The sequence below is a fragment of the Ruegeria sp. THAF57 genome, from assembly GCF_903914075.1.
Lineage (GTDB): Bacteria > Pseudomonadota > Alphaproteobacteria > Rhodobacterales > Rhodobacteraceae > Ruegeria.
Window position 1 is genome coordinate 111,685 of record NZ_CAIWNQ010000010.1, and the last position, 24,322, is coordinate 136,006.

14 protein-coding genes are annotated in these 24,322 nt (G+C 54.5%); 10 read left to right on the forward strand and 4 right to left on the reverse strand.

Annotation, left to right across the window (positions count from 1 at the left end; translation table 11 throughout):
• Positions 1-315: 315 nt before the first annotated feature.
• The gene (locus RUESEDTHA_RS19200; protein ID WP_180888276.1) at positions 316-2,004 is read right to left on the reverse strand and encodes a Na/Pi cotransporter family protein; all 1,689 of its coding nucleotides are present in this window, start codon (positions 2,002-2,004) and stop codon (positions 316-318) included.
• 78 nt (positions 2,005-2,082) lie between these two features.
• The gene (locus RUESEDTHA_RS19205; RefSeq protein ID WP_180888277.1) at positions 2,083-2,865 is read right to left on the reverse strand and encodes a DeoR/GlpR family DNA-binding transcription regulator; all 783 of its coding nucleotides are present in this window, start codon (positions 2,863-2,865) and stop codon (positions 2,083-2,085) included.
• A 331-nt stretch (positions 2,866-3,196) separates the two neighbouring features.
• Between RUESEDTHA_RS19205 and RUESEDTHA_RS19210 the strand changes: the two genes are divergently transcribed.
• Positions 3,197-3,919 carry a response regulator gene (locus tag RUESEDTHA_RS19210; RefSeq protein ID WP_180888278.1) on the forward strand — a complete coding sequence of 241 codons (723 nt, stop codon included), beginning with the start codon at positions 3,197-3,199 and terminating at the stop codon, positions 3,917-3,919.
• Here the strand turns inward: RUESEDTHA_RS19210 and RUESEDTHA_RS19215 are convergent.
• Positions 3,916-5,274: an ATP-binding protein gene (locus RUESEDTHA_RS19215; RefSeq protein WP_180888279.1), complete on the reverse strand. Its 1,359-nt coding sequence runs from the start codon at positions 5,272-5,274 to the stop codon at positions 3,916-3,918. The genes RUESEDTHA_RS19210 and RUESEDTHA_RS19215 overlap by 4 nt on opposite strands.
• A gap of 296 nt (positions 5,275-5,570) precedes the next feature.
• On the opposite strand from RUESEDTHA_RS19215, the gene RUESEDTHA_RS19220 reads away from it, so the two are divergent.
• The 7 genes from RUESEDTHA_RS19220 to RUESEDTHA_RS19250 all read left to right on the forward strand — a co-directional run bounded on the left by RUESEDTHA_RS19220 (position 5,571) and on the right by RUESEDTHA_RS19250 (position 19,802).
• Positions 5,571-7,352, forward strand: a complete 1,782-nt coding sequence (locus tag RUESEDTHA_RS19220) for a type I secretion system permease/ATPase (protein ID WP_180888280.1) — start codon at positions 5,571-5,573, stop codon at positions 7,350-7,352.
• A gap of 38 nt (positions 7,353-7,390) precedes the next feature.
• Positions 7,391-8,722: an HlyD family type I secretion periplasmic adaptor subunit gene (locus tag RUESEDTHA_RS19225; protein WP_180888281.1), complete on the forward strand. Its 1,332-nt coding sequence runs from the start codon at positions 7,391-7,393 to the stop codon at positions 8,720-8,722.
• Between the two features lie 301 nt (positions 8,723-9,023).
• Positions 9,024-9,689 (forward strand): hypothetical protein, encoded by a 666-nt coding sequence (locus RUESEDTHA_RS19230; protein WP_180888282.1) that lies wholly within the window; start codon positions 9,024-9,026, stop codon positions 9,687-9,689.
• A 309-nt stretch (positions 9,690-9,998) separates the two neighbouring features.
• Positions 9,999-12,830 (forward strand): calcium-binding protein, encoded by a 2,832-nt coding sequence (locus tag RUESEDTHA_RS19235; RefSeq protein WP_180888283.1) that lies wholly within the window; start codon positions 9,999-10,001, stop codon positions 12,828-12,830.
• Between the two features lie 353 nt (positions 12,831-13,183).
• A complete protein-coding gene (locus RUESEDTHA_RS19240; RefSeq protein ID WP_180888284.1) occupies positions 13,184-15,748 on the forward strand; it encodes a hypothetical protein in 2,565 nt (854 codons plus the stop codon).
• A 660-nt stretch (positions 15,749-16,408) separates the two neighbouring features.
• On the forward strand, positions 16,409-17,431 hold the full coding sequence (locus RUESEDTHA_RS19245; protein WP_180888285.1) for an Ldh family oxidoreductase: 1,023 nt from the start codon (positions 16,409-16,411) through the stop codon (positions 17,429-17,431).
• A 64-nt stretch (positions 17,432-17,495) separates the two neighbouring features.
• Entirely contained in the window at positions 17,496-19,802 is a 2,307-nt protein-coding gene (locus tag RUESEDTHA_RS19250) for a Tex family protein (protein WP_180888286.1), read from the forward strand.
• Between the two features lie 29 nt (positions 19,803-19,831).
• Here the strand turns inward: RUESEDTHA_RS19250 and RUESEDTHA_RS19255 are convergent, their stop codons facing one another.
• Entirely contained in the window at positions 19,832-21,091 is a 1,260-nt protein-coding gene (locus RUESEDTHA_RS19255) for a replication initiation protein (RefSeq protein ID WP_180888287.1), read from the reverse strand.
• Between the two features lie 578 nt (positions 21,092-21,669).
• Between RUESEDTHA_RS19255 and RUESEDTHA_RS19260 the strand changes: the two genes are divergently transcribed.
• Positions 21,670-23,055: an AAA family ATPase gene (locus RUESEDTHA_RS19260; protein WP_180888306.1), complete on the forward strand. Its 1,386-nt coding sequence runs from the start codon at positions 21,670-21,672 to the stop codon at positions 23,053-23,055.
• Entirely contained in the window at positions 23,048-24,115 is a 1,068-nt protein-coding gene (locus RUESEDTHA_RS19265; protein ID WP_180888288.1) for a ParB N-terminal domain-containing protein, read from the forward strand. The genes RUESEDTHA_RS19260 and RUESEDTHA_RS19265 overlap by 8 nt, the downstream gene beginning before the upstream one ends.
• Positions 24,116-24,322 lie beyond the last annotated feature (207 nt).

A 24,322-nucleotide genomic window follows, 5' to 3' on the forward strand; every position in this document is an offset into this window, starting at 1 on the left:
CGTGGCGCTTCCTTTACCTGTTCTCGGCGCGGATAATGTTGACAGAAATCTAGAACAAGAAAAGTCGATAATTTCTACTACATCATAAACTGTATTTATACATTTCAAGCGCGCGGGAAATGCAGCGGCATCTGGCCATTCCGCCGAAAATTTAGGCAAATATGTCATTCAACCGTCTGGGCACCTAAAAAAACGCCCCATCCAAGCAGCGTATGCCGTATTATCGACGGCCGTTTTTCGAGATGTGCTCAAAGGCTCGCGCGCCTTAGGCGCGCGGCAGTCGCGGGTTCAGAACTTTGGTTCTAAAAACTGTGTTCAAACACTCGTTTTGTGGTCGCGTGCGGGCAGAGTTTCGATCAAGCGCGTTTCCAGAAGCTGTCCGCTGGAATAAAGAATTGGCGTCGATATGGCGGCGACGTGACTGTTGAATTCGCGCAAGGCCCGCAAGGTCTCCAGATGCACGTCACTGGTTTCAAAACTGTCAACCGCACCGTTCTGCAAACGTCGAAAATGACGTTTTCGGCTATCTCGTTCGGCGCGCTTGATCTCGGTCTTTTCAGAATTCAACAAACGCGCACTTTCCAGATCTTCCGAGATGATCACATTGCTCGCCAGCTTTATGTTTGCCAGAATCTTTTCGTGCATTGCCTGCAGTTCCGCCCAGCCTTCACGCGAAAACTGTTTCCCGGATTCCCGGAGTTCCAGCGCAAGGACCGCAAGCCGTTTTGCAACCACATCTCCGGCAGTTTCCAGACGAACCGCGTATTCCAGAACATCCCTAGCAATATCCGAGCTTTTGGAATTCATCTTGTCAGCAGGAAGAGCGGCCACGAAAGCGCGGATGTCTGTCAGGCATTGATTGACATCCAAATCGACATCCTGAACAGCCTTGATCTGTTCCTCAGTCCCGGAACGATAGAGTTCAAGCAAAGGGGTGAACATCATTTGCACCAGGTCTGTCATCCTCAGCAGTTCCCGCTTCAAAGCGGAAACGGCCAGCATGGGATTCTCTGAGGCCGAAGCGTCAAGTGCGCTGATTGGTCGACCCATCGGGTCCGCCTCGACCATGGGTCTGGGCTCGGGGAGCAGTCTTTCGAAAGGCGCCTGAAGCGCCCGGCAAAACGGCAGCGCCAAAACAAGCAATACGGCATTAAAGGCCAGGTGCGCCCCAACCAACATCTGACCATGGTAATCTGAACCCAGCAAACCCGATCGTATCGCCAGGTTGGCGGCAAACAGGCATAGAACGGCCCAGACCCCGCGCAACAGCAGATTGGCAAAAGGAATGCGCCTGGCGCTGATCTCCATCCCTCGGGTCAACCAAACCGGGATGAGCGCGCTGCCGAGATTGGCCCCCAAGACCAGCGACAAACCAGCAGCAAATGGCAGCGCTCCGATCTGAACCAGTGTCACACACATCAGGATTGCCGCCACCGAACTGTGCATGACAAATGCCAACGCACCACCGACCAAAAAGGCTGTCACGTAGTCGCGGACAAGGTAATCAGCGATTGCAGGCAGGAAGGCACTGTCGCGGATCGGGTCCATCGCCTCGCGGAGAAAGCGCAGAGAAATCAGTATGAACGCAACCCCCATAAGGATGCGCCCGATCTGGCGCGGTTTCTTGCGTTCTGTCTTGACAAACAGCCACCCCCCGACGGCCAGCAAAAGCGGGACCAGCCAGTCCAGCCGAAAAGACAGAATCTGAATAACAAGCGCCGAGCCCAAATCCCCGCCCAGCACGATGGCCAGACCAGCGGAAAACGAAAGGTACCCACCGGCGGCGAAACCGGAAGCCAGCAGCGCGACAGCCGCTGAGCTTTGCAAAACCACTGCAAGTACTATGCCGGTAAAGCTTGCACCCAAAACACCATTGTTGCGTGTAAGAACTCTTTGGAACGAGGCGCCATAGCTTCGCTCGATCCCTGTGCGGACCATCCGAACCGCAAAAAGCAAAAGCATCGTCGCGCCCGCAAGTTGCATTATGAAAGTCAGTATTGCCATTCTTCAGTCCACGCATTCATTTGGCTTGTACGTTGCAAAGCATCCTCAGTTTAGGCCCGCGCCTTGCTGAGGGGGATGTCATTCCGGGTCTACGAAAGTTTTGATTTCCCAGCGCGCAAGACTTGCTGCCAGTTTCTTTCCAGGCGCAGCATCCGTCACCAATTGGTCCACGGATTGCGGCTCAAAACTCTGATGTGGTCCAGTTGTTTCGAATTTCTGGTGGACCATGGCGACTGTCGTCGAACTGCTCCGCTCGACAACAACCGAAGCCAGCTCGCTTTCGACCGCGCTTTGGTACTGAAACCCAAATTTGGAGTCCAATCCATCCGGGCTCAGGATGGCGTTGTCATAGGTATAGCGACGCGCCTGAGCTTCAGCAACAAAGCCGAAGGTCCCCATTTCGTCTTTTCTCATTTCACCGCCAAGCACGAACACACGATTCCCGTTATGCTCGAGAAGTTTGTGCGCGACATTCATCGAATTCGTGACAACCAGCAGGTTTCTTTTGCCTCTCAGGGCTTCGGCCACGAAGACCGTTGTGCTGCCGACGTCCAGAAACACAGTTGCGCCGTTCGGCACCAGGGCGGAAAGCGTCTTTGCAACCTTGAGTTTTTCATTGGTGAAAGCGCCTAAGCGCTGGAAGAAACCGATTTCACCCTGTTCTTCCAGTAAGCGTACCACCCCATGATTTCGTTCTACGATGCCCAACTTGGAAAGCGACTTAATGGTGCGTCGAATGGTTTCTTCCGAAACACTCAGCATTTCTGCCAACTCGATGTTGCGTGCGTGACCACCCAACTGGCGCAACGCGCCTGTTAGCTGCAATTCTCTTGGAGAGATTACCTTTTTCTGAGCCGCCATTTCCAGAATCCGCCATCAATCCACAAACACTTGCATCTGCCTCAGCATATGTACACAATTTTGAAGCTTTTTGCAAAAGATTCCACAAAAACGAGGTACCCGCCATATTGCAGACGCTGATAGTGTTGCTTCAGTGCCCCCTGGCCCGTTCCGACAGTTTATCCAACTGGCGGGATAGTCGCCTCTCAAGTTTAGTCTCTACAGCTTTCAAAGAAGTTTGCGACAGAGCCCATCCTGATAGACCAAAGGCCGGTCATGTACTAACAATCAGACTGGTCCATTCAGGTGAAGCTGATCACCGTGAAGAACACCGTATTTTGGAGTAGACGGAATGAGCGATGTCGCAGATGAGCTCGGTGGCATGAACGAACGGATACTAATCTGTGACGACGATGTGGAATTCGCCGAGAACATATGTGAATTCCTGCTCGGCAAAGGGTATCAAGTCGATCACGTGCCAAACGTACCCACGGCCCGGGAAAAAATAGAGGCCGAGACATACGACCTTTTCCTTCTGGATCTCATTATGCCCGGCACGACTGGTAAGGTGCTGTGTCGAGAAATTGCGGCGCGTCTTGATGCCGGGATCATTATGATCAGCTCGGTTGACGACGATGCAGAACGTATTTCGCTGCTGGAACTGGGTGCCGACGACTATATCATCAAACCCTTCAACGACCTTGAGCTTTTGGCACGTATCCGAGCGGTCATGCGGCGTCGTCAAAGTGGTCAACAGGGTCAAAAACGCCTGAACCGATTTGGGCCGTGGGAGCTTGTCGAAAACGAACGGCATCTCAAGCACGATGATGGGCGCATGATCACCCTGACCTCAAGCGAAGCACGCGTCATGCGGTTCTTCGTCGAAAACCCCGACGTTCTTTGCACCCGAGAAGACCTTTTGGCCGTTGCGCGCACCAGACAGCACGGCGGTGCCGGTGATCGCAGTGTTGACGCCCTGATCAAACGGCTGCGATCCAAGATCGAAGCCGATCCTGCCAACCCCGATCACATTCGCACGGTGTGGGGTCAGGGCTACATATTCCGACCCAGCTAGGTGTGCTTGTCAATCGGTAGAAACACGCTTGCCCTCAGACCCCCGCCTGTGCGGTTTTCCAAGGTAACAGTACCCCCCTGATCAACTAAAATGGTTCTGACAATCGCCAGACCCAGCCCACTGCCCGGCCCCTCAGCGCCAAGCCGCTGAAAGGGCTCAAAGGCGGTCTCAAGCTGTTCAGCCGGAATGCCGGGCCCTTCGTCGTCGACATGAATCGCAGCCGTGTCGCCGGATGTGGTCAAGGTGACTTTTGTGGCACCCCCATACTTGACCGAATTCTCCAGAAGGTTCCGCAGAACCCTCGTGATTGCATTGTGGCGCCCGCTCACGATGGCAGGATGTTCGATTTGGCACGTTACATCACGGCCCGCATCAACCTGTTCATCGACCAATGCCTCGATCAGCGAGCGCAGGTCGATCCTTGCGATCTCGCCGTCATAATGTGTCGCGTGGTTTAGGCTTGTGACGGACATGACAATCTCACGAACCGAGTCCAGACGTTTGAGAAGCCTATCCTTGGTCTCTTCCGGGCTGACATTTTGCAGCACGTCATTCATGCGTTCGATCGGCCCTTTCAAGTCGTGACCCAGACTGCGCAACAGCGTCGTCTTGTATTCAAGGGCTAAGACAATCCGCGCCTCCATGCGGTTAAACGCGATAATGGTGTTGCGGATGTCGATAGCACCAGTCTCGATCAGCGGGCCGACCTCTTCCCCCCGGCCAATCAACTCGGCGTTGACGGCCATTGCGCTGAGCGGCCGCATGACTTTCTGAATGAGAAGCGCAAGAATACAGAGCAGCGTCAACGCGACCAGACTGTCGATAGACCCAACAACGACCAAGGGTACGATGCTTTTGTTTTTCATAAGCAAGTAGCAGTTCAGCCATTCATCGTCATCCTTGAGCCGAACCGAGAAAACGCTGACCAGAAACGCGTCAACGCTTTGTGGATCCAGAGGCTCTCCTGAGTGGCTCTTGAACAGTTGCAGCAACGCGCTTTGGTCGTGTCTGGCATCAACGACCGTGTCCGCGACAGACAGTTCCGCGACGGCTATCCCTCGGTGCTCCAACCGCGCCTTCAGCCAGTCAGCCAGTTTTGGGCGATGACGGCCACCCATCAGTTCGGATGCTGCATCCTGCGTGCCTACTCTGACGCTCCATTCTGCAGGAAAGAACCCATGCGCTGCTTCGGCGCGGCTGTCTGGCGGCAAGTGGGCCAGGGTCGAAACGACCTGAGCAAGGAAAGCATCACCCCGATGTCGGATCTCTTCAGCACGAGAATTTTGGATCTGAACCATGTCAGTGACAACCGAAAACACGCCAACAATCGTCCAACTGACGAGCACGATACTCATAATCTGTGTTCGAAGTGTCAGATCATTCCAGCGCATCGCGCATAGGCCCCTTGTCCATCCCCTTAGACTGGACGCTAGTCCAAATTTAACCGCTTTCCCAAGCGGAAATTGCATCTTCGTTTCAGCAGCGGATGAAAAGGATTTTGACCCTGTCCCGAAACTGGGCAGAACGTGCGGCAAAGCCACCTCGCCCCGAAAAGGGCAGAAAAGCCAATTGAATCAAAGTGTGACAAAGCCTTGGGCCATTCGCTTTCGGCTCCCACGTATTTCACACAGACATCAATTGGAGGCCCGTTATGAGTTCGCATTCTACCGTTCATCCTCAGCTCACTGCAGCCAAGCACGCGCTGAGACGCAATCTGATTGCCACCGGGATTTTCAGCGGTGCGGTGAACCTGCTGATGCTGACAGGTCCGATTTTCATGCTGCAAATCTATGACCGTGTGATGGCCAGCCAGAGCGTGAATACGCTGGTTGCCCTCAGCACACTTGTTGCAGGTCTGTATCTTTTCATGGCCCTGATTGACGGTGCCCGGACTCGCGTACTAGTCGCCATGGGTCATCGTTTTGAACAAAGTCTGGCCCGGACTGCGTTTGACTGTACCCTCGCGGAACCGTCCCGTATGCGTACCGGAGGAAACCCTGCCGCGGCCATCCAGGATGTCGAGAAAATTCGTGGATTCCTGTCGGGTCAGGGCGCAGGTGCGCTTTTTGATCTGCCCTGGATACCGGTTTACCTAGGCCTGGTTTTTGCCATGCATATGTGGCTGGGCTTGGTTGGTGTCGTAGGTGCGCTGGCTCTGGTTGCCATCGCGATTGTCACCGACATCAAAGTGCGCACTGCAGCTTGCGTTCAGTCTGAACATGCTGGCAAACGCGCGCGTCTGGCCGAAGCCAGCCGCCGTAACGCTGAGATGATCCGCGCCATGGGCATGCAGTCCAACCTGGGCCGGACCTGGCAGGACGTGAACGACCTGCATCTTGGCGCAAGCGCCAAGGCCGCAACAACGGTTGGCGTTTCTGGCAGCTTTACCAAGGTTTTCCGTCTTGCATTGCAGTCTGGCGTTCTGGCCGTCGCCGCTTACCTGGCCATTCTCGGGCAGATCTCGGCGGGCTCGATCGTGGCAGCTTCGGTTATTATGTCCCGTGGTCTGCAACCCATCGAAACCCTTGTGGGAAGCTGGCGCAGCCTTGTGGCAGCGCGGCAGGCCTGGGCACAACTGAAGGACACACTGTCAGGAAACGAAACAGCGCATGGAATCTCGCTGCCCAAGGCTTGCAAGTCTCTGACCGTTGACGGGCTGATCGCCGCCCCCCCGAGCGCGACGACCGCAGTTCTAAAAGGCGTTGGGTTCGATATGAAGGCGGGTGAAGCTCTGGCAGTGATCGGTTCGACCGGAAGCGGTAAGTCGACCTTGGCGCGTACACTGGTTGGCGCGTGGTCGGCGGCCAAAGGCAACATCAACCTTGATGGTGTGCCAATTGATCAGTATCTGCCCGAAGAGCTCGGCCCTCAGATTGGCTTCTTGCCTCAGGATGTCGAGCTTTTTGACGGCACGATTGCCCAGAACATCGCCCGCTTCGACCCCGAAGCAAAAGATGAACAGGTGATTGCAGCGGCCAAGGCTGCTGGTGTCCATGAACTGATTGCCAGCCTCAAAGACGGCTATGCCACTTCAGTTGGTGAGCGCGGAGCGGCTCTGTCCGGTGGTCAGCGTCAACGCATTGCCCTTGCCCGCGCGCTCTATGGCAATCCCTTTCTGGTGGTTCTGGACGAACCGAACTCGAACCTAGATGCAGTTGGCGAGGCTGCGCTGAACCAGGCGATCCAGGCAGCCAAGGCGCGCGGCGCGGTTGTGATCGTCATTGCGCACCGGGCCAGCGTGCTGGGTTCGGTCGACAAGATCCTGATCATGGAAGACGGCCGCGCCGGAGACTTTGGCCCCCGCGCCGAAGTGATGGAGAGGTTGCACCAGCGCAACCAAGCCGCCGCTGCCGCTCAGTCAAATCAGACGGCAGTCGAACAAACACCACAGGCCGCCCCCGCCGAGGCGAAACCTGCTGCTGTTGCGGGCTGACATCAGCCTTTTCTGAAACTGAATGGATGGAGGAAATCATGAATACCAACCAAAATACCAACACCTCGACCGAAGGCTTTAAGGACCGCTCTGTCCGATCCATCGGATTTGGTCTGGCCGCCATCGCTGTGCTGGCCATAGGCTTTGGCGGATGGGCGACGACAGCGCGCATGTCCGGCGCTGTAGTGACGGCTGGCAATGTCGTCGTCTCGTCGGACCTGCGCACCGTACAGCATCCCGATGGCGGCATCGTTGGCGACATCCACGTCAGAAATGGAGATCGCGTACAGGCCGGGGACGTCGTTCTGAGGCTTGATGACCAGTTACTGTCGGGCAGTCAGGCGCTGGTCGATGACAGGCTTGTCGCGATCGAAGCGCAGCTGGCCCGTCTGACGGCCGAACGGGATGGGTTGGATGACTTGGTATTGTCCGATGAACTCGTCTCGCGTCAGGACGAGGTCAAAGTGCAACGTGCCTTGACAACCCAAAAGGCAGTGATGGACGCGCGTCGTCTGTCTCAGGACGGAGAGGTTGCCGCGTTGACCGAGCAAATAACGCAGATTGAACAGGAAATCACCGGCCTTGAAGCGCAGCGTGCTGCGGCAGACGAAGAGATCACGCTGATCGAAAGCGAACTTGTCGGTCAGAAACATCTCCTGGAGAAGGGTCTGACGCCTGAAACCCGGGTGATCGCGCTGAAACGTCAGCGCAGCGGTCTGGTCGGCAACAGCGGCGGCCTGATCTCACGGATCGCCGTCGCCCGTGGTCGGATTAGCGAGACCCGGATCAATATTCTGCAACTGGAAAAAACCTTCCGCGAGCAGATCATGAACGAAATCTCGACGCTTGAGGTCGAGCTGGATGGCCTCAAGGAACGTCGCAGCGCCGCGGAACTGCAATTGTCGCGTGTTGATCTTCGGGCTCCGGCCGACGGCATCGTGCACGAAATGATGGTGAATACGGTCGGTGGCGTTGTATCCCCGGGCGAGACGTTGATGCAGATTGTGCCCGAAGGGGACGGTCTGGTGGTGACCGCCAGCGTGATGCCGCAAGACATCAACAATGTTGCGGTGGGACAGTCTGCCAATGTCGTCATCGCAGCCTTCGACCATCATATAGCGCCCCGGCTGGATGGACGTGTCGAGTTTGTCTCGGCTGATCTCAAAACCGATCCAATGACCGGAATGCAGTATTACGAGGCACGGGTCGCTCTGGAGGATGATGCGTTTGCTCTTTTGGAAGAACGTCAGCTCAATCTGCTGCCGGGTATGCCAGCCGAGGTCTATATCGCGACCGGAGAACGGACTTTGATCGAGTATCTGATCGACCCCCTCAGCAAGCAGATCAGGACGACATTCCGCGAAGCCTAGAAGGTTTCATGGGGCGGCAGGCACCGCAAGCTCTAAGCACCAAAAACAGGTACGGCCAGCATCAGAAATGGTGCTGGTTTCTTGCTATCCGTCGTTCAGCAAATTCGGAGCGGGCTTGGCGCAGTTCTATAGGGTAAAGCGCAAGCTTAAATCGAATTTTTTGTCATACTTTGTAACATTTTAGACCTCTTTCACGCGTTGTAACAGCAGGTCTGAATAACCACCTTTTTTTCATACCCGAGGAGGAAGTTTTCAATACATTTTTGGGTGTCAAACAACGTGTGAAACAAGGAGAAATACTATGAAACATGCAACCGCTAAAAGCTTCGAGCCGACCAATGACGACGTCATCGCCGTACCCCCAATTCTGCCTCACCCAAAGTGCGGCACCGAGGTCCCAAACGATGGTGAAGATCTGATTGCAGTGAACCCCCTGCCCCTTGGTGCGGTTCCTGCCGAAGGTTCTGGTGACGACGTTATCGCCGTGCCGCCGATCATGCCCGACCCAAGATGCGGCACCGAGGTACCACAGGATGGCGAAGACCTGATCGCAGTGAATCCGCTGCCCTATGGTGCGGTTCCTGCGGGTGAAGGTGATGATCTGGTTGCCGTGGCTCCATTGCCGCATGGCGCAGTTCCTGCCGGTGAAGGTGACGACGTCATCGCCGTGCCGCCGATCATGCCCAATCCCAGGTGCGGTACCGAGGTGCCTCAGGATGGTGAGGACCTGGTCGCAGTGAATCCCCTGCCCGTTGACCCGATCGTTCTGGACATGGGTGATGACGTCATTGCCGTCCCCCCGATCCTAACTGATCCCAGATGCGGCACCGAAGTCCCGGAGGACGAGTATGACCTGACGGATATGACGCCCCCGCCGCTGTGCGAAATCGTTCCGACCATGGGCGGAGAAGACATCTGCGGAACCCCCGTTCCAACCGATAGCTTCTTTGTTGACCTGGTTGCCTAAGTGGGCGAACCCACCGCGATCACATATCGCGGCTCAACCAAAACCCGGGCGACTGAGTTTCAATCAAAACAGACGCCCGGGCAAGCAAAGAGAATAGTAATAACTTACCGGCTGGAGCCTGAAACGGCGCCAGCCGGATTGCCCCTTTTCGGATTGAGTGAACTAAATTTTTGTCATACTTTGTAACAACTTAACTCGTTTTTCACCGTTGAGATCAAGGATCTGAAAAACCACATCTTTCCTATGAACTGTGATGCGAATGGGTCCGTCTTTCGGGCCCTGATCATCCAAAAAAACAGGAGGAAAGACATGAAACATGTTAGCAAATCTAAGGTTCACTCCGCTGCAAAAGGCACGGTCAACGTAACGATCGGAATCGGCGAAACCGAGGACGAAATCATCGTTGTACCGCCGGTATATCCTCAGCCTGAAGGCGTTGATGAAATCTCTATGGACGACGAGCAGATCGGAGGGTTTCTGACCCTTGACGCCGATGCAGAGGATACAACCGTATCCGCGGACGAGGCCGGTCTTTGGATCGACAGTGCCAGCACCGCAACCATAACGCCCCCTGCGCCCGATCAGAGCTGGGCGCGCAGTGGCACCGAGCTAAACAAGTTCAGCTATGTGTTCAGCGTGAACAAGTTCCTGTCTGCTGGCGAGCACCGCATGGCCGAAGGGCAGACCAACTTTACGAACTCGGTCCAGAACGGGGCGAAATCTAACGAGAAAAAAGCCTTTACCAAGATTGTCGGCAACAGCGGGGACAATGTCATCTACGGTATGGGATCTCTGACTTACCAGCACCGAGGAGAAGATATTCACACCTATATCCACGATGACCTTATCTATGGTGGTGCTGGCAACGACATCATTTACGGCTTCGCAGGCGATGATGTTCTTTTTGGTGAAGAGGGCAACGACGTCCTCTATGGCGGAGACGGAAACGACTACTTGTCGGGTGGTGAAGGCAAGAACGTCCTCGTCGGTGGCGCTGGCAATGACATTCTGGTTGCCGGGAACGAAGGTGACAAACTCTTTGGTGGTACCGGCAGCGATCAGCTTTATGGGGGGGACGGCGACGACATCCTGTCCACTGGATATATCGAGACAGGCAGCGCGGATTTCCTTCACGGCGGCAAAGGCGCTGACACCTTCATCATAGGAGCCGTGCCAGAACCGGCACCGGTTGTGCCAGGCAACGAGTCGTCAGGTGGCCCATCCGCAGGTTTGATCACGGGCCTGACCGGTTTCGCGGTTGCCAAGATGATGCCCGGTAAAAAGTTCATGGAGTATGTGGCCAAGACCGTTGTCGGCGGGCTGATCGACATGTTCAAAACCGATGAACAGCCGGTTCAAACCGAAGAACCAACCGCATTGGCTCTGGTGACAATCAACGACTTCAACCCGCTTGAAGACAAGATCACCGTGCCTGTGAACGTGACAGGGCTTGTGGCGATTGATATCCAAGCGTCGATGGTGGCCAACGCAGCCTTTGACTTGGTGACAATTGATCCCGCCGACAATAAGCCAAAGGTGATCGCAACATTTTTCTGGGATGATGCGTCAAACATCTTCCCGTGGGCCGAAACCATCTCGCAGGGGAATGCAGATGCGTTTATCCAGCGGTTGCGGGAAACGGCAATCATCAGTGGTCCGGATGGCGTGCAGTATGGCATGGGGCAGCGGATTGATCTGGGCCTGAGTGCCGAGGAAATCGCAGGGCTCGGAACCAGCAAATTCGTCTCGTTTGGTGCCTTCGGCGGTATTTCGATGGTCGGCAGCGATGACGGTGACCGGCAGCTGGGCACCAACCATAACGATGTTCTGCAGGCCTATGTCTCGGAGCGGGATATATATGGCGGTGACGAGGCCGAAATTCGTAACGACGGTAACGACGTGCTGCACGGCTTTGGCGGCGATGACATCCTTGCGGGTGGCGGTGGCTTCAACAAGCTCTATGGCGGCGAAGGCAATGACACCGCCTGGTATGGTGACAGTCTGAGCGGCATTTATGTCGACATGACCGACAAGAAGTCTGATACCCACGGCGACTATTACTGGGCCTGGCACGGCAACAGCGCCAGTTCTTTCGACATCAATGCGGAAGATCGGGACACCGAAGGGCATGACTTGCTTTGGAGTGTGGAGAACATCCACGGCAGCGATCATGACGATGTCATCATCGGCGACGACGACAACAACATCTTCACCACCGGTGCAGGCAATGACGTTCTGACAGGTGGAGGCGGTGCCGACACGTTTGTCATGACCGGCGGAGAAAACGAGATCACCGATTTCAGTGCCCAAGACGGCGACCGGATCGAGATCGACATGGGCGCCTATGGCATGACGAACTGGTTCGATCTGGATCATCGCATCGAGAACGGAAAGATCGTTCTGTTCAGCAAGGCGACCGGCGAGGTCATCGTGCGCTATGATGATGGCGGGAATGGCTTTGACATTTCCCTGATCGACCTGCGCAGTCTGATTGGCAACGATGAAGACGGCTATCAGGTTGTCTATGAACCGCCCTTTGGCGCGAACACGCTGGAGTGGTTCGAAAAATACGGCAACCAGATCAGCGTTGAAACCGGCGAAACCGCCCATGGTACTGATAGCTGGGACTATATGATCGGTGGCGACGGCAACGATCTGACCAACCTCTATGGCGGCGGCGGAGACGACTATCTTGTCGGCGGTGGCGCTTCCTTCACCACTCTGGATGGGGGCGACGGCAACGACATCCTCATGATACGCAAAGGGGCGTTGATCACCAATGCCTATGGCGGTGATGGGGATGACGTTCTGATCCTGGATGCGGACCAGCAGATGCAGGCCGGATTTGCGAGCCTGTTCGGTGGGGAAGGCAGCGATACCTTTGTCATCACCGGCCCGGGCAGCCAGTATGGTGGTCAGGTGATCCGGGACTTCGACGCAGACGACTCGATTGTCCTCGATCTGGATGGGTTCGGGATCTCATCTCTGGACCAACTTCATATCGAATGGCGTTCCAATACGCATTGGGTCACGGCAAACGGCCAAAAAGTCATCAGTGTCCAGGGTGTCGATGAGCATTTCGACGTCATGCAGCACATCAGCGAACTGACGGTTCAGCAATCGCAGGACTGGGGTATCTGATCATCGCCCAACCTACAAAACGTCTCAGCCGGTCCTGATCGGCTGAGGCTTTCTTGACAAGTTCGATCAGACAGTGACGCAAAGTTAATTTTTGCGTCATTCTAAATTTGGCAAAGACCCGCGTAACAGCGTCGATCTATTGCCTATAATCTCCATAACCCTATGACAAATGGCGTTTTTCGGCACATCGAAAAGGGTGATTTAGGCCCATATCCGCACAGTAAATTTTGTTAATGAACTCTTAACGTGCCCTGAACTTCTAACTTGTTACGCAAGTTGGGTCCGGCGTGGTCGGGCGTAGAAAGCCGCAAAATTTCGGCTGAAACAAAGACAAGATGGGAGTCTATTTCAAGATGAGTAATGGTACATATGAAGAGTTTCGCGACGCGCTACGCGCGTTTGAATCTGGCTGGGACCGGGAACGCTATGACGCTGGGGCCATCCAGGATTGGCAGTTGAACCAATGGGCCAGAGGGGAGGTGACGGACTTCTATCCAAACTATTCCAACTGGTCGGACCTGAGCAGCGATGAATGGGACGCCATGTCTTATCGCTCGATGAATTCTCTGGGTTTTGTAGGCTATCAATTCGGCGAGGCGTTGCTGATCGACCTGGGATATTACACCGACGACGTCTATTACGGAAACGGTGCAGCGTCGAACACATGGGACGGGACCTGGACCGGAAAAAACGGGGTAAATTCCCTGGCGGACTTTACCACCGCCGAAGCGCAGGAACGCGCAATACAAGAAGCCTTTGGATATAACCTTCAGGTCATCGAAACCGGGCTTGGGTATCAGGGGGAAAGCCTGTCCGACTATCTGGGAACAACCCGAACCTACATAGAGAACGGACAGGAAATTTCTGTCATCCTCACCCTAACCGGTATTATGGCCGCCGCGCATCTTCGGGGCGCGTGGGGAACATTGTCGCTGCTGCAAGGCGGAAATGTCTCGACCGACGAATACGGCACCTCGATCCTGCGCTATGTTTCGCAGTTCGGCGGGTATGATGCGCCGACGGTTGAAGATGCGATCAAGGTCTATACGGATGGTGTTCTGCCCACGGATACAGGCGACACCGGGGAAACCTCTCCGCCTATTGTTCCGCCAACAACCCCGCCAACGCCAACCGAACCGACCGGTAATGGGACGGCGGATACGACCGAGGCGACGGCTGATGTGGTGATCACATGGGCCTGGGGGTCCAACACCACGGTTCCCGATTTTGACCCTACATCAGATACGATCTTTATCTCATGGGTCGGTGCCGACGCGCTGGACGTCAGCGAGGTGAATGACTCGGTCGTGTTCGCGATCCCGTCGAACAACCAGACGACGACACTCAGCGGTGTGACCCTAGCCGATCTCAGCGCAGCCAATTTCACCATTCTGGACGCCACCGCCGCAACCGAAGTGCTGAGCCTTGTCGGAGGCACCACCACGCCAGACCAAGGTGGCCACGGCCATCAACACATGCACGTTACCCTAAGCCTTGCCAGTGCCGCGCAAGTCATCAACGGGTTCATGCCCGCAATGGGGGACGTCATCGAAATCGAGGCGGACATCACCGCCGAAGCCTTCGCGATCTTTGAAGAAAGCGGAGATGCCTTAGGCCAGACTGTTCGGATCGAATTGACTGACGGGAGCGGAACCAAACAGATCATTTTCACCGGATTTGGTCTGACTGACTTCGAAATCAGCAACTTTTCGGTCGCGGATCAGGCGGTTCTGAATGAGGTATCCGCGGCGCTCGGGCAAGTCGTCACCACTCCGGGCACTGGGCAAGGATACACACTTGCCTACGATGCGGATGGATCGAACCCACCTGCGATCAATGGAAACACGGATGCCGGAGGGTTGAAATACCGCGCCGACAGCAATGCCGACGACATAACCGGGTTCCGTCCCGGTATTGATGAGCTGGATTTTGGCGGAACCTCGGTCCACGGCATGATCGTGACCAAATCACCTGCCGGAGAAATCGTCATCGACAGTCCGTGGTCCGATGCGGCGCAGATTGTTCAGGGCGTGACGTTTCAAGACGTCACGATCGATGATTTCGGCATCGTCGGGAACGAGCATCTGCGGCAGGACATGGGCGGCGTCATCAGTTGGGAACAGGGGCTTGGCCCGCGCGCAGCTGATACCGTTTATGTCCGCAGTCACGAATACGGCGTGCATGAGGTGATCGACGGGTTTGATCCGACCACCATGAAGCTTAGCTTTCTCTACTTTGGGACACGCGAACGCCTGACCGTGGAGGACAGCGGCGAGGGTCTGCTGATCTCGTCCCTTCCGACCGGGCAGAGCATCACACTGACCGGTGTGACCAAAGCCGATCTGATCCCGGGCCTCATTGAGTTCCACCACGATCAGGTTATGGAGGATAATCTGGAGGTGCCCTTCGGCTTTGATCAGAACGACGTGACTCTGGTTGACCGCACTATGTTGCTAACCCCGCAAGCCCCTGCGGGGCAGACAACAGACGGGCATCAAACCAGAACCGGCGATCTGACCGGAACCTCCGCGGGTTCGGACAATGGCAATGGCACGGATGACGGGTCCACCGGGTCGGGTGACAGTCAATCTAGCGATACGCAGACGTTTGGCGCGGGAGTGGATGTCGCCGAACTTACGTGGAACTGGGGCGCGAAAACCGCGATAGCCGGCTTCAATCGAAAGGAAGATGTATTGGATTTCAATTCTCTGGGTGCAGGCGATGTCGCAGTCAACGAGATTGGCGATGATCTGGTGTTTGAGGTTGTCGGCAATGGGGGCCATACGATCACCCTCAAGGATGTTCAGGCAGAAGACCTGAGCCTTGGCAACCTGACGGCCGACGTTTGGAATACGATCGACGAGGCGAACAGCGCACTGGTAAGCCAGCTTGAAAACCTCGGGATGTCGATCGCCTGATATCTGCCCATGAAACGCCCGCCCAGTTTCTTGGGCGGGCGTATTTGATCTGAAACATCGGGAACTATCGCAAGGCTAAGGGCGGTTTCAGCGCGTAAGAGGGGACGACCTCCTGTATTTCAAATTTAAATCCGCGTCGTCATCTCACTTGAAACGCCATATCCCAAGGGCGTGATCCGCCTCGCTGCGTTCTTCGTTGTCCATTACCGATAGAGATGGTGAAATGAAAATACTTGGACAACATCGACAAACGGGACCGCCTGTTTCGTCGAATTCGAGCATTGGCAATCTGAACCTGAAGCAATCGCAAACGACTGTATCGATGCGTTCCCGTTCCTCACATCGGATGAGATGGCCGGGTATGTCATCGGGCAGGCCATCGAGGTGAACAGTGCCCAACTCATGCCATAGCGATACAGGGATGTTGGAAGAACTTCGTCACCTGATGAGTGAAACACAAGCCCTTGGCGCGCGAGGTCGGGTTGTCCGACGGCCTTCCCCGTTTTATGGGCTGCCGCAGGGCCACCACGTGGCGTTGATCATCTGCAATGTGTTCGCTTACCTGCAAACAAAAACGTTGGAGCGGTCGCTAAATCCGGTTCCCTTTGACCGACTTGCCGCGCTATCTCTTTCGCACCGCAAGTCGAGGAGATGCAGCGCATGAGCGAGACGGTCAAACTGAATCTGGACGACATCCAAACCCTGTGTCAGACCGTGTTGGCCAAGTCAGGTTTCGGGCCTGATCATGCACAGGCTATCACCGAGACATTGGCCACCTGCCAGTTTGACGATTGCCAGTCTCATGGGCTTTTCCGGCTTTTCATGTGCGCCGAAACGATGAAGGCCGGGAAGATCGACGGGCACGCCGCTCCTGTTGTGACCCCATCCGACAACGCAATTGTCCGCGTAGATGCCCAAGGCGGAATATCCCTGCTGGCATTCCAAAGCGCCCTGCCAGTTCTGATCGAAAAAACCCGTACCCACGGTATCGCTGCGATGGTCATAAACCGATGCTATCATTTCTCTGCATTGTGGCCCGAAGTCGAGCGCCTATCCTCGGCTGGTCTTGCAGCAATGGCCATGGTGCCCAGCCATTCATGGGTGGCCCCGGCAGGCGGCACCCGAGGTAGTTTGGGGACAAACCCGCTGGCATTCAGTTGGCCTCGTTCGGGCAAAGATCCCTTTACCTTCGATTTCGCCACAAGCGCCTTTGCGCGCGGAGAGATTGAGTTGTACCGCCGGGCCGGAAAACCGTTGCCGGAAGGCGTGGCCATAGACAAGGACGGAAACCCGACAACCGACCCGCAGGCCGCAATGGAAGGGGCGATGTTGACGTTCGGCAGTTACAAGGGATCAGCCCTTTCGATCATGATCGAATTGCTGGCCGGACCCTTAATTGACGATCTTACCAGTCTTGAAAGTATGGAATTCGCCGAAGGTGCGGGCGGTGCCCCCTATCACGGCGAGATCATCCTGGCCTTTGACCCTGCCCAGTTCAGCGGAGGTCGCGTGTCGGAAAATGACGCGCGGGCCGAGCGTCTGTTTGCGGACATTGCCGATCAGGGGGCACGCTTGCCATCCCAGCGCCGCTATGCTGCCCGCAGTCGGAATATGGCCCGAGGCTTTGTAGAGGTTTCGAAATCGCTTTACGACGATCTGCAAGTGCTTGCCCAACAAGTCTGACGCCCCTTCCCCTTGGTGATGCGGCTGGCTAAGAAGGTTCTCCAATCAATTTCAGGAGACCCAATTGGACCGCATCGCTCGCATCATAGCCACCGAAATCAGCGCACGGCCCGAACAAGTCGAAGCGGCGGTCAAATTACTGGACGAAGGCGCCACTGTCCCGTTTGTAGCGCGCTATCGCAAAGAGGCAACAGGTGGGCTGGACGACACACAATTGCGCGCGCTTTCCGACCGCCTGACATACCTGCGAGAATTGCAGGCGCGTCGCGATACGATCCTGAATTCAATCAAAGATCAGGGCAAACTAACTGACGATCTTGCCAAGTCGATCATACAGGCCGAAACCAAGGCACAGTTGGAAGACATCTACCTGCCCTATAAGCCCAAACGCCGCACCAAGGCGATAATTGCCCGAGAAAACGGGCTTGAGCCGCTTGCAGACGCCATTCTAGCGGACAGGACTGCGGACCCGGACGTATTGGCCTTGAGCTACCTGACCGAAACGATTGCAACGACAAAGGACGCTTTGAACGGTGCCCGCGACATCATCACCGAGCAGTTGGCCGAAAACGCCGGATTATTGGGTGAGCTTCGAGCGTTCATGCACCAAGAGGCATTACTGTCAGCCAAGGTGATCGAAGGCAAACAGCAAGAAGGCGCAAAGTTCAGCGATTACTTTGATCATTCCGAACAATGGGCAAACACCCCTTCGCACCGGGCGTTAGCCATGTTGCGCGCGTCCAAGGAAGATATTGTGACGCTGGATATCGCGCCCAACCCAGAAGATGGGGCTGCGCGGGCGGAAGCGATCGTAGCTGCGCATCTCCATACGCGTACTGATGCGCCTGGCGACGTCTGGCTCCGCAAGGTTGCCGGCTGGACTTGGCGCGTCAAACTATCCTTGTCGATGATGGTAGAGATGATGGCGGAGCTGCGCAGTCGCGCGCAAGATGAGGCAATTCTAGTTTTCTCACGCAATCTCAAAGACTTACTGTTCTCCGCACCTGCCGGAACCAAGGCAACATTGGGTTTGGACCCCGGCATTCGCACCGGAGTAAAGGCGGCAGTCGTCGATGCAACTGGAAAAGTGCTTGAGACAGAAACACTTTACCCATTTCAGCCCAAGAATGACCTTCACGGCGCGAAACACACGATTCTGAGTTTTGTGCGCGCGCACAATATTGAGCTGATCGCCATAGGTAACGGAACCGCAAGCCGAGAAACCGAAAGGCTTGTTTCTGATGCATTAAAGCAAATTCCAAAGACTGAAAATACGCCGACCAAGGTCGTCGTGTCCGAAGCTGGTGCTTCTGTCTATTCGGCCTCTGAACTTGCTGCACGTGAGTTCCCGGATATGGACGTGTCATTGCGAGGCGCTGTTTCGATAGCACGCAGGTTGCAGGATCCCCTGGCTGAACTGGTGAAGATCGAACCAAAGTCGATCGGGGTCGGACAATACCAGCACGACGTCGATCAGCATCGGTTGTCACAGTCTCTGGACTCGGTCATCGAGGACGTCGTGAACGCAGTCGGTGTTGATCTGAATACGGCCTCAGCTCCCCTGCTCTCACGTGTCTCTGGTTTGGGGCCTGTTTTGGCGGACTCAATCGTTGCCCATCGTGATGTGCATGGCGCATTTAAATCTAGAAACGACTTGTTGAACGTCGCGCGCCTAGGCCCCCGAGCCTTTGAACAATGTGCAGGCTTCCTTCGCATTTTAAATGGGTCCGAGCCCCTGGATGCGTCTTCGGTACATCCAGAAGCCTATGACGTTGCTCGACGGGTCGTCACTGCCTGTGGGCGGGATATTCGTCAGATCATGGGGCAAGAAGATGCCTTGAAAAACCTGCAAGCCGAGCGCTTTACCGATGACAAGTTCGGCCTTCCCACTGTTCAGGACATTTTCGCGGAACTTGAAAAGCCTGGGCGCGACCCTCGACCAAGCTTTGTCACGGCTTCGTTCAAAGACGGGGTCGAGGAAATTTCAGACCTTAAACCCGGAATGAAGTTGGAGGGGACGGTTACAAATGTCGCGGCCTTTGGGGCGTTTGTCGACCTCGGCGTTCATCAGGATGGATTGGTTCATGTGAGCCAACTGGCGGATCGGTTTGTCAAAGACCCTCACGAAATAGTTCAGGCGGGCCAAGTCGTGAAAGTCACCGTCGTCGACATCGATGTCAATCGAAAGCGAATTGGCCTGAGCATGCGCAAAACCAGAACGGCGTCGGACAATCAAAAACACGACGACAAGAGAACATCGAGACAATCCCGAAAATCTAGGCTAAACGAAAATCAACGCGCAAAAAATGACAAAAATGCACACCACAGCGCACTTGGTGATGCGCTTCGATCAGCGATGAAGAAGCAGTGAGGTCTGTGACCTTCAATACCGCATCTCTTCTATTCAAAAGCCTCTGGCTCTAGTTCCTCCCAGAAAGCAAAAATCCTGGTGGCGTTCAGACCTGAACGCCATCCATGCGAACGGAAATGTTCGCGATCGAGGTCATTGTCCAGACCTGCCATGAACAGTCTTTTGTCAGCGTCGCGTTGCGTGGGGTTTCGCCGCGAAACCAACTCTTCTACCACGGAGAGTTTTCTGGACCTTTCGGTGCGCTCCGCAGCGCGGGCGGCGTAGGCCTTTTCTTCCTGAGCTTTTTCTTCCTGTCTCAATCGCGCAGATTCAAGCGCTTCGGGACTTGGGGCGATCTGTGCTTCTTCGATTGGCGGCTTGTAGTCATCACGCAAGGCAGCGGACAGGTACCCGAGAGTAGACTTCACACCGCCCTGCCCTGTCACATAATCCAATTTTTGCTGAATATATTTTTCACCATGTTCAGCGATCCACTGCCGCGCCAGCCGGTCTGAGACCCCTTGCTTACGAAGTGTTTTGTAAACCGCCAGATTTCGCACACCATCGCTATCGTCGATTTCGAACATAGCTTTCTGCGGGTTCCCTTTAATCCGGAACCTTATATCCGTGACCGAACGCCCCTTTTTTTGAAACTCTGGCTCAATAAGTATATCCGAGCTTTTGTTTACTTCATTGACGGCTGGTTTGATTATCTTTGCGTTTAGGTGTTTGAAGCTGCTGTAGTAGTCGCTGCCATCAACACCCATGAGTTTTCTAAACACATCCAAGGACCACCATCCTGTGGATCCGGTCCTTACAAAACGATAACAGTTTTCATAAAGCGCCAACCCATGACCGGAACTGAAATTGCGCTGGATTTGCACATTGATCAAAGCATAAATCTTTGGGTCGTAGAGTTTCTGCGCCAGCGCGGGCGAGTAGGCATATTCACAAACACCACTTTTTAGCTTTGCAAAGCTAAGCAGCGAAGAAACGCCCCACTCTTGCCGGCCTTGCTCATCCAACATGTCCCATTCTGCGACAGTTTCCGCCAAAGCACGCAAACTTGCGCGCAATGTATCAAAATCATTGGAGTTATAACCAACCATCATGGCAAGTGTGCGTGCATCTATCGTGTGCGTAGATGCAGAAGTCAGCGCATCGTATGCATTGAGTAGCAGCACGTTAGAAAGCTTGCGTTGAAGCAGCGTGAGTTTACCGCTGATATGTATCGCGGCCACATTCTTTTTTACCGTCTCCCGACGCAAGGCGCCTGAAAGGTGGTCCATGTCCAATTGTGTTTCCGGCATGATTCTGCCTGACTGCTCGTTTCAGTATTTGTGGCACGAAGGGTACCCAAAGATCAATCACCTTTAGGTACCCAAATACAGTATAAGGCAGCTCCTGCAAACGGGTACCTTATTGTGGTGCTCATAAAGTTATCCCCAGAAAAAGACCTCAGGCGACTCTGAACGCAATCGTACACTCTAACCGGCGGTAAGGAATGCGCATGAATAGGGTCTGAAACTCAGGAAAATCAGCCAACCTGAGAATCGGTGCATGTCATACCGAGTCCTGCCACCCTTGATCCCGTAACTTGGTACCTTTTAGCCTGAGAATTGGCACCCATTAACCTGTAAACAGGGACCAAGTAGAGAGTAAGACGTTGTTTTTATTTGTTTTCTTTTCCGCAAAGTTATTAAACTATCTAAAAAATAGAAACTATTTGTTGTGCTCATTTTTAATATTTCGAAAGTTTCGTGGCGAAACTCAATCAATTCTTGATTTTCTGTGGACAACTTCAGGACCAAGGATAGCTTTTGTGAAAAATGTGCGCTACCTTGCGCTATATACGCCGCTAAGGCGAACATTTCCTGAGGCTCAGACAGTGAACAAATCCAACCCTCCTCAACTACCACCCTATTTGAATCTCGATCCGAAAGCAGCAGCAAGTAAGTTACCGGACCCTATAGGGACTTCTCGATTCGCAAAAGCCGCAGCATTCTGCACGAAAGGCCGAGAGGATTTGGCGCGTAGAGGTTACGCACCCGACGGCGAAAAACGGCTCCGCCGCTTTTCAATTTGGGAGATAACAAAATATCTCATTCCAGTCGCACCAGCGCACCTACGGCGAGTCCTCAAGGCAAACCCAGACCTTCCACAAGGTGAAGGTGAAACGGGTTCCAAATGGTTTTCTTTGGAAGAGGTTCTGATGCTGCGTAAACACTTTGCGGCGGAAGGTGTTAGTACCAAGGAATATTTGCCATATCGACCTGAGGGGTTGCCAGCAAAGGTTGTTGCAGTCGCAAATTTTAAAGGGGGTGTCGGGAAAACATCCACTGCAGCACATCTAGCCATGTCCGCCGCCTTGGATGGGTATCGTGTTCTAGTGATTGATCTCGACAGTCAGGGGTCGATGACGTCCATCTTGGGGGGCAACGTCGCAGACGAGTGGCAGACTGTGTTTCCACTGATTGCAAAAGATTACGCACAGGCCGTCCAGCAGGAAAACCGAGTTCGGAATGCGGCTGGACAATCAGAAATTCCGCTGGATGAGACCTTGAATGAAGCGCTTAAGACTGGTCCGGGCGACGTAATACAGAAAACCCATTGGCCCAACATCGATCTTATTGGCGCTCAGCTTAACTTGTATTGGGCAGAATTTCAGATACCGGTCTGGCGAATGGGTTTGCGGAGTTGGCCGTTGTGGGATGGCTTGACCAATTTCCTGCATCAGGACGGAGTTTTGGACGACTATGACATAGTGTTCTTGGATACCCCTCCTGCACTTGGGTACCTTACGATCAACGCTCTGGCTGCGGCGGATATTTTGTTGGTGCCCCTTGGGGCTTCATTCTTGGAGTTCGATTCGACCGGTCGATTTTTCGACATGCTGTACACGACCTTCGCGAGTATAGAGGATGGAGAGAACGCCGCTCAGCGTGCAGCGGGGCTTCCAGAACTTAAATTCGAATGGGACGTTGTCAGAGCAATCATTACTCGGTTTGACGCCAGTCAACAGACCGATATGGCAAATGTGATCCAGGCCTATTTCGGGGATTTCATGAACGCCTATAGACAGGACTACACCGCTTTAGTTGGGCAAGCCGGTGAGCAGGTCAATGGTATTTACGAAGCGGATTACCGGGACTTCAATCGCGATACTTATGTGAGGGGTCGTGAAACCTTCGACAGGACTTATGCGGAATTCAAAGAGGTTCTGATCGGATGCTGGTGGCGGGATACCCATATGGGAGACAAGGCAGATGGCTAAACGCAGAAGATTGTCCGCTCCGGACACAACAGAGTTGGAGCAGATGGAGGCTGGTTTCGCGGCGAAACCCTCACTCAATCCATTTGAGGCAAAAGGGGCTACGCCTCCAATTGCCAAGGTTGCTGCCGAAGCCGCCACATTAAACAGCATGGCTTCCGTCACGGATAGGGTGGCATTGGCTCAGGACCAAGGAGATGCAGCGCGTTGGCGTGATGCCCAGGAAACTGGGCTCGTTGCGGAAATGATTCCGCTGAATCAAATAGATGCAGACTTCATCCGCAGGGACCGTATGGTCGAAGATGATGAGGCCATGAACGAATTGTTGGATTCACTGCGTTCGCATGGCCTGAGAACGCCGGTCGAGGTAACGAAGAACGAAGACGGTTTTGGGCTCATCTCAGGATACCGAAGGCTCAAAGCGTTCCGACTGCTTGCCGATACGGACAGCTCTTTTTCATCGATCCCGGCCTTTGTGCGAGAGGCGGGCTCGGGGCAGGGCGCCTATATTTCAATGGTGGAAGAAAACGAGATACGGTCAAATCTGAGCTCGTATGAACGTGGGCGAGTAGCTGTTCTGGCGGCAGGGCAGGGGGTCTTCGACTCCACCGAGGCCGCGGTTGATGCGCTATTCGCGGCTGCTTCTAAGGCAAAGCGATCCAAAGTTAGAAGTTTTGCGATCGTTCATGAAGCGCTGGGTGATCTCCTGCAGCATCCAGTTAGTCTTACGGAAAAAGCCGGTTTGAAATTAGCCGCGGCGCTTCGTTCCGGCGCGCAACCAAAGTTGCGCCAAGTTCTGGCGGACGCTGGTGCGCTTGAGGTGCGGGAAGAGTGGGCGTTGCTGGAAGAAGCCCTGAAATCAACACCGAAGCCAACAAAGGAAAAAGCACGCGGTGGACGTCCGCAACAAGTCTTGCATCTGAAACCTGTGCAGCTTCCTGGAGGCGGAAAAGTCTCAGCAGAGCTTTCTTCGACGGAAGTGCGTATCAAAATCAGTTTGCAGGACGTCTCAGCTGAGGATGCTGAAGAACTAGTGCGGCAAATAGCGGAACACCTTAGTTAGCTTGGTGGCGAGCCTCATCTTAAGTAACTACTCGTTTTGCAAGTTCACTCCGGAGTGTCGATCTCGGTTATTGCTGAGTTGTGCGCAAAATCCGACAATAAGGATCATTATGCCTTGGGTGAGTAATATGGCTTAAGACTGAAAATTACTCGACAACATGGTTGCGGTCCTTTGACCATGGATCCGTTTCAGGATTTTTTTGCTACA